At 51.7% G+C, this 6,393-nt stretch carries 6 protein-coding genes and 1 pseudogene; 4 read left to right on the top strand and 3 right to left on the bottom strand.

What is annotated here, in order from left to right; genetic code table 11:
• From VB081_RS05050 to VB081_RS05035, 4 genes and pseudogenes are all read left to right on the top strand, one after another.
• Positions 1-187 (top strand): annotated as a pseudogene (locus VB081_RS05050) (lactate utilization protein); the annotation flags it as partial.
• A 122-nt stretch (positions 188-309) separates the two neighbouring features.
• Positions 310-1,695, top strand: a complete 1,386-nt coding sequence (locus VB081_RS05045) for a sugar ABC transporter substrate-binding protein (RefSeq protein ID WP_323399751.1) — start codon at positions 310-312, stop codon at positions 1,693-1,695.
• Between the two features lie 235 nt (positions 1,696-1,930).
• A complete protein-coding gene (locus tag VB081_RS05040; protein WP_323399750.1) occupies positions 1,931-2,983 on the top strand; it encodes a LacI family DNA-binding transcriptional regulator in 1,053 nt (350 codons plus the stop codon).
• A gap of 98 nt (positions 2,984-3,081) precedes the next feature.
• Positions 3,082-4,110 carry a zinc-dependent alcohol dehydrogenase gene (locus VB081_RS05035; RefSeq protein ID WP_323399749.1) on the top strand — a complete coding sequence of 343 codons (1,029 nt, stop codon included), beginning with the start codon at positions 3,082-3,084 and terminating at the stop codon, positions 4,108-4,110.
• 32 nt (positions 4,111-4,142) lie between these two features.
• Here the strand turns inward: VB081_RS05035 and VB081_RS05030 are convergent, their stop codons facing one another.
• Genes VB081_RS05030 through VB081_RS05020 form a run of 3 tightly spaced genes read right to left on the bottom strand, consistent with a single transcriptional unit; the run spans position 4,143 to position 6,189 of the window.
• The gene (locus tag VB081_RS05030; RefSeq protein ID WP_323399748.1) at positions 4,143-5,285 is read right to left on the bottom strand and encodes an aldo/keto reductase; all 1,143 of its coding nucleotides are present in this window, start codon (positions 5,283-5,285) and stop codon (positions 4,143-4,145) included.
• 24 nt (positions 5,286-5,309) lie between these two features.
• Positions 5,310-5,729, bottom strand: coding sequence for a DUF1893 domain-containing protein (locus VB081_RS05025; protein ID WP_323399747.1), 420 nt, complete (start codon positions 5,727-5,729; stop codon positions 5,310-5,312).
• A gap of 13 nt (positions 5,730-5,742) precedes the next feature.
• A complete protein-coding gene (locus tag VB081_RS05020) occupies positions 5,743-6,189 on the bottom strand; it encodes an RrF2 family transcriptional regulator (protein ID WP_323399746.1) in 447 nt (148 codons plus the stop codon).
• Positions 6,190-6,393 lie beyond the last annotated feature (204 nt).

Here is a 6,393-nt window from a genome sequence, read left to right as displayed (position 1 = left end):
CGCCGCGCCGCAAAATGTCAAACGGCTTGGATTTTCAAAAAATCCTTGCTACAAAACAGGCAAATGTCACGACTGTTATTCAAAAGACCGCATATGCAGCGTGACGACAATCATCGAGGAACCGACAAAGGAACCTTTTGCACGGGAATACCATATCATTTTAGTAGACCAGGATCTGGGTTATTAGCTTTCCGACATCGAAATGAAAACAGGTATCGACGGAACGGCAGCCATGAGCTGCAGCAGTTGCGTAAGTTTTCCCTATCACAAAAATAGGGTGGTTCATACAAATATCATGGAGGTAAGAAAATGAAAAAGATGAGTAAGGTAATGTCAATCGTAGTCGTGCTTGCACTGTGTGTGGCGATGTTTGCCGGATGTACGGCGACCCCGCCGGCGACGGACTCGCAGGCGCCTGCAACAAGCGCGACGACAGACGAACCGCAGTCGCAGGAACCTTCCACAGGGGCTTCGACAGAGGCTTCGCCGGCAGCTGCCGGGAGCGCAGGCTCTCATGAAATTTACACAAAGCTGCCCAATTCTGCATTGTCCGGTGTGATCGATCCGAATATGCCCAGCAGAGCGGATGTAGACAAAGCATGGCCGAAAACGCCCAAAGACCCGAGCAAGATCGTGGTTGGCTGGACAGAGATCAATCAGGACAACGACTGGTTTATCGGCGTGCGGGACGCGGCGGTAGCGCTGTCTGAAAAATACGGATTCCAATTGAATTTTATGAACGCGGATAACGATGTAAATACGCAGAGCCAGCATATCGATACGTTTATTTCGCAGGGCGTTGATATTATCGTCGTTGACGCGATCAACAATGTAGGCCCGGTGGAAGATATCAAACGCGCGGTAGAAGCGGGCATTCCCGTAGTCTGTATCGGGACGGTTCCCGACGACTGCCCGATCCTGACGACAGTGGCGCCCAACGGGTTTGAACTGGGTTTTGAGAGCGGACAGTATATTGCCAAGCAGTACGACCCGAATGAGGAGATCATTTCTTCGCTGATCATCGGCGTGATGGGCTCGTCCGCATCGGAAAGCCGCCTGTGCGGTATGATCTCCGGCGTGCTTTATGAGCGTGCGCAGGCAAAGGGCAAAGCATTTGCTACGGAGCAGGACGCATGGCTGGAAGGCTTCAATGCTTTTTCGAACGTACAACAGAGCGGGACGTACGACAACCCGGATCTGGGCTTCAAGATCGTTGCTTGGGGAACGGGAAACTGGACGGTAGAAGGCGGCCTCGCGGCGGCTGAGGATATCATTACGGCGCATGGCAGCGAAATGAACCTGATCATGCCTGACAATGACTTTATGGCAGTAGGCGCGATCACGGCGCTTAGGAACGCGGGCTTGCAGGATTCTATCAAGATCGGTACGTCGGCTGACGGCACGGTCGAGGGTATGGATATGGTCAAGAGCGGCGAGCTGATTTGCACGGGCGCAATGTCCGGCCCGGAAACAGGTGCGGCAGCAGTCGAGTTCATCAACGATATCTTCAACGAGGGATTCGATCCGTCGAACCTGCCGCTGGGGTCTTACTTCCCGGCGAACATCATCACTGCGGAAAATATCGACGAGTTCTATCCGACGGACAAGACGGGCTTCGATGCGAAGTTCTATAAGACGCCACAGTTTGTTTTCCCCAAGACGATCGACGAGATCAAGGCGGAAGCTGCAAAATAATTAAAGTTACCATGCAGACAGGGACATTCTTTGTTTGAGTGCGGCATGCCGGTTTTGGCATGCCGACCCTGCCTGATTTGCAGCTGTGAAAATTTCATGGTAATAAAAAGTGCATAGCATGGTGAAAATCGTTGATTTGAAAGCCAAAACGCTCCTTAAAATCGGTGCAAGCCATTGACAAATTTGCTGAAAACCTTCATTATTAACATGAAAATGGCAATATTTGGAGGACAGGATGAAGGAACAAAGGAGCGCGGGGAAAAAGGTCAAGCTGACGGATATCGCGGAACGTTCGGGCGTTTCTATCAGCACGGTATCGCGTGTGATCAACAATTCGTATGAGGTGCCGCGCGAAACACGTAAACGTGTCAATGAGGCGATCCGGGAGCTTGGATATGTCGCCAAGCCGAAAAGCGATAAAAAAGGTTCGCAGCTCAACGGCAGCATCGCGCTGATGATGCCGGATATCAAGAATCCGTTCTTTCAGGATCTGACATACAGCATTGAGAAGCTGCTGAAAGAGGCGGGATATGCGATGATTCTGTCGATCTTTGAAAACGATATTCAGACGATCGAGGAATACTGCCGGGAAATGGTGACGAGGAAGGTAGATGGATGTATTTGCATCTGTATGCAGCCTGCCGGAGGCAATTCCTGGTTTTATAAGATGAGCAGGTCGATCCCGACCGTATGTTTTCAGTGTGATGTAGAAGGACTCGATTCGATCATGACGACAGACGGCGACGGCGTGTTTGAGATGGTAGATCATTTGATTGCTCTCGGGCACAGGCGCATCGGGTTTATCGGCTATGCGTGGAACCTTTCGCTGTTTGAACGGCGGTTGGAAGCATACCGCAGGGCGCATGAGGCAAATGGCATCCCTGTGGAAAAAGAACTGCTCGGCTTAAGTGAGGCAAACCTGAAATCAGGATATGATCAGGCGTGCCGGCTGTTGAGCCTGCAGCAGAGACCGACGGCGATCCATTGCCTGAATACCTATACGGCAATGGGCGTTTATATGGCGATACGCGATAACAAGCTGCGTATCCCGGAGGATATCTCCCTCTCGGGCTTTGATGAAGCGCCGGTCACACAGATATTTACACCGCCACTGGCGGTTGTTTCGCAGCCGACACAGTCGATCGCGACAACGGCGATGCGTATGCTTTTGGAGCGGATGAAGGAAGGGATCGATATGCCGCCGCAGGTGGTGACGTTCCCGACGACGGTTATCCTGCGACAATCGGTCGGACCTTGCCCGGAGGGGCAGTCCGGCAAAGAAGAATAGAAAACCAATAAAACAAGCAAACAGTAAGAGAAATTCCGGATCGACTGGTCGTACATCTGGCGTTTTAAAGTACTGTTTTTTTTCAGGAGGTTGCTGATATGAAAGCAGCAATGGCAAGGAAAACAGAAGATGCAATCACATTACATTTGGAAGAAATAGAAAAGCCGGTTCCCGCGGCGGGCGAGGTGCTTGTCAAGGTTTTATATGCGGGGATCTGCGGCACGGATATGCATATTGTGACGGGTCATTACAAAAAAGCGGCGTTTCCGCTGGTGATTGGACACGAATTTGTGGGCGAGGTCGCGGAGGTCGGACCGTTTGCCGAGACAGGGCTACAACTGGGGGAGAAGGTCGCGGTGCACCCGATCAGGACGTGCGGGAAATGCGATGCGTGCCTTGCGGGGATGGAAAATATATGCGAGGAGCTGAGCATTATCGGCTGTCAGGAGAATGGCGGTTTTGCCGAGTATGTGAGCGTTCCGGCGTCTAAGGTGATAAGACTTCCGCAGGATATCGATATGGAGCTGGCGGGGCTACTCGAGCCTCTCGCAATCGCTGTGCACGACGTGCACGCGAGCGGACTGATGATCGGTCAAAACGCCTGCATCATCGGCGGGGGGCCGATCGGGATATTGATCGCACTGGTCGCGAAAAGCGCGGGAGCAAGCGTCGTCGTAAGCGAGATCAACGGCTTCAGGACAGATTTTATCAGGAGTCTAGGTATAGAGGTGATAGACCCGATGCAAACGGACGTTGGCAAAGAGATCGCCAAACGTACGGACGGCAAGGGCGTGGATGTGATTTTTGAGGTGACGGGAAGCAAGGCGGGAGCAGCGATCATGACGCAGCTCGCAAGGCGGGGCGGAACGATTGTGAGCGTAGGCATCCCTTCTGAGGCGCTGCCCATCGATGGGTCGGATGTATTTATGAAGGAACTGCGCATACGCGGCGTGAGGCTGCACCACAAAAGCGATTTTGAACACGCGATCAAAATTCTTGCATCCGGCGAAATCGACGATGCGCTGCGAAAATTTATCACAAAAATATACGACCTGAGCGACGCAGAAGAGGCAATGCGCTACGCGATCGAGGATCAGCAGCACTTCAAGGTGTTATTGAAAATGTAAAAAGACCGGTATGGAGCAGGCAACCGCAACGTTTATTCAAACAATGCGGTTGCTTCTTTCATGTTTTTGATTACTTTTACGGTAAAGGGACAGCGCTTTTCACACGCGCCACAGGAGATACATTCGGAAGCCTTGTGCGCAAGAGCGGCGTACTCTCCCCGCACGGAGTCGGTCATGCCGTGCTGGCGCGCTTCGTCCAAGATGCGTGTGGTTGCGGCTACGTCGATGTGGACGGGGCACGGCAGGCAGTGGTTACAGTACATGCAGGCGCCGTCACGTTCGCCTGATAAATGTTTAAAGATCGCGCTGTAGTCCTTTTGCTCGTCCGTCGCTTCGCAGTATCTGACCGCTTCTTCGATCTCCGCAACGCTGCGCGCGCCGATGAGCACGCTTGCAACAGCGGGACGTGCAAGCGCGTAATGGATGCACTGGTTGACGGTCATGGGCACTTTGAAGGGCGAGCTTTCGGCTTTGAGTAGCCTGCCTGCCCCCAGCGTTTTCATGACGGTGATGCCAACATTCTTTTCCTCGCACAGGCTATACAGCTTGGCGCGGTTGGTGTCGATGGAAATATGGTCTAAGTTCCCAAGCTCGGGATGTTCCATATAATCGATGGTTCCGACCTGATTTAGTACAAGGTCGAACATGGGATTGATGCTGAACATCAATACTTCAAATACGCCGGAGCTGATCATTTCGTGCGCGACGACAGGGTCGTGGGAGCTAACACCCAGCGTACGGAACCGCCCTTGCTTTTTGAGCTCGAGCATATAGTCGACGATGCCGTTTTTCTGCGCGTTCTGCCAGTCTTCCATTTCATCGATATAGTGCAGCATACCGATATCGATATAATCGCTGTCAAGGCGTGTGAAAAGGTCGTCTATGAAAAATTTGCTTTTTTCAAGGTCGCGCGAACGACCGTACTGTCCATTCTCCCACACGGAGCAAATATGTCCCTGCACATATATTTTGTCCCGGCGGTCCTTGATGCCAAGGCCTAAGTTGGTGCGTATATTGGGTTCTGACATAAAGATATCGAGGATATTGACACCCATATCCATTGCTGCGTGCATCGTGTCGACCGTTGTTTCGCGGCTTTCGTCTTCCAGGTATTCTCCTCCGATGCCTACTTCGCTGACGGAAAAACCAGTGCTGCCAAGTTTCCTGTAATTCATGATGATTCCTTTCTTGAGAGAACGTTATTTTCCATTGATCATCTGATCGATCTTTTGCACGGCGGCCTGTGGGTCGCTGATGCCCTGCATGGCGGCTTCCATCGGGCACATCCCGTCGCGTGCAGCGTTTTTGATGGTGGCGGCGGTGGTTTCGCAATCAAACGCGACGCCATGTTTTTCAAATTCTGTTTGCGCGGATACACTCATCAGGTTTGCGTAAGCGTACGCTGCGCCGCCTGCGATGAGGATCATGGCGGCGGCTTTGCCGATTACTTTGTCGCCGACGTATTTGCCTTTTAAATCGTGCTTGCGGGAAAGCTCCCACAGCGGAAGCAGCCGCCTGCCGCAAACGCCGTACAGGCGGGTGTTTTCGTCATAGCAGACGCAGGAGTATGCGCCGCTTTGAATATCCTTTTGTAGCTGTTCTACTATTTGCTGATTCATCAAAATACCTTTCTTATATAAAATACATATAGTCGCCGCCCTGCTTGCTTGCAAGGGCGCTGTCTACGAGTTCGCTTAAATGGACGCTGCGCAGGGTATCGCGCATGGCGGTATCGAGCCTGTCCCACAACAGGGAATCGAGCGCTTCGTTGATGTGCGCTCCTTTGTCGGGCAATGCGGGCTCCGTCTTTTCGAACAGTGTCACCTCGATCGCGTCTAAGATATCGTATGCGGTGATGAGCGATGCTTCGCGGCTCAATTGGTAACCGCCGCCCGAGCCTTTGATGGAACTGACAAGACCGGCCTTTTTGAGCAGGGAAAACACCTGTTCCAAATAGATCTTGGAGATATCCAGATTTTCAGAAATTTTGAGGAGAGTCGCGGATTTGGATGTGCCCGCATGGAACGCGAGATAGATCATCGCGGACAGGCCGTAACGTCCCTTTGCCGATATTTTCATAGTCTTTCTCCTAAATGCACCAATGCATATATGTATTATAGTAAAGAAGGCGTAAAAAAGCAATGAAAGGGGTGTTTTCAAAGGGGGGAAAGGGGTTTATGGATAAACGCACGGCTTTAGAAGTTTACGTAAGGCAGGTGCAATGCTTATACAATGTTTGTTAAAATGGATCATTTGGGTTTAAATAAATAGGGAAAGGGGGAG

The sequence above is a fragment of the Christensenella sp. genome (assembly GCF_034927525.1).
Lineage (GTDB): Bacteria > Bacillota > Clostridia > Christensenellales > Christensenellaceae > Christensenella.
This window is presented reverse-complemented; position numbering and strand designations above follow the sequence as displayed.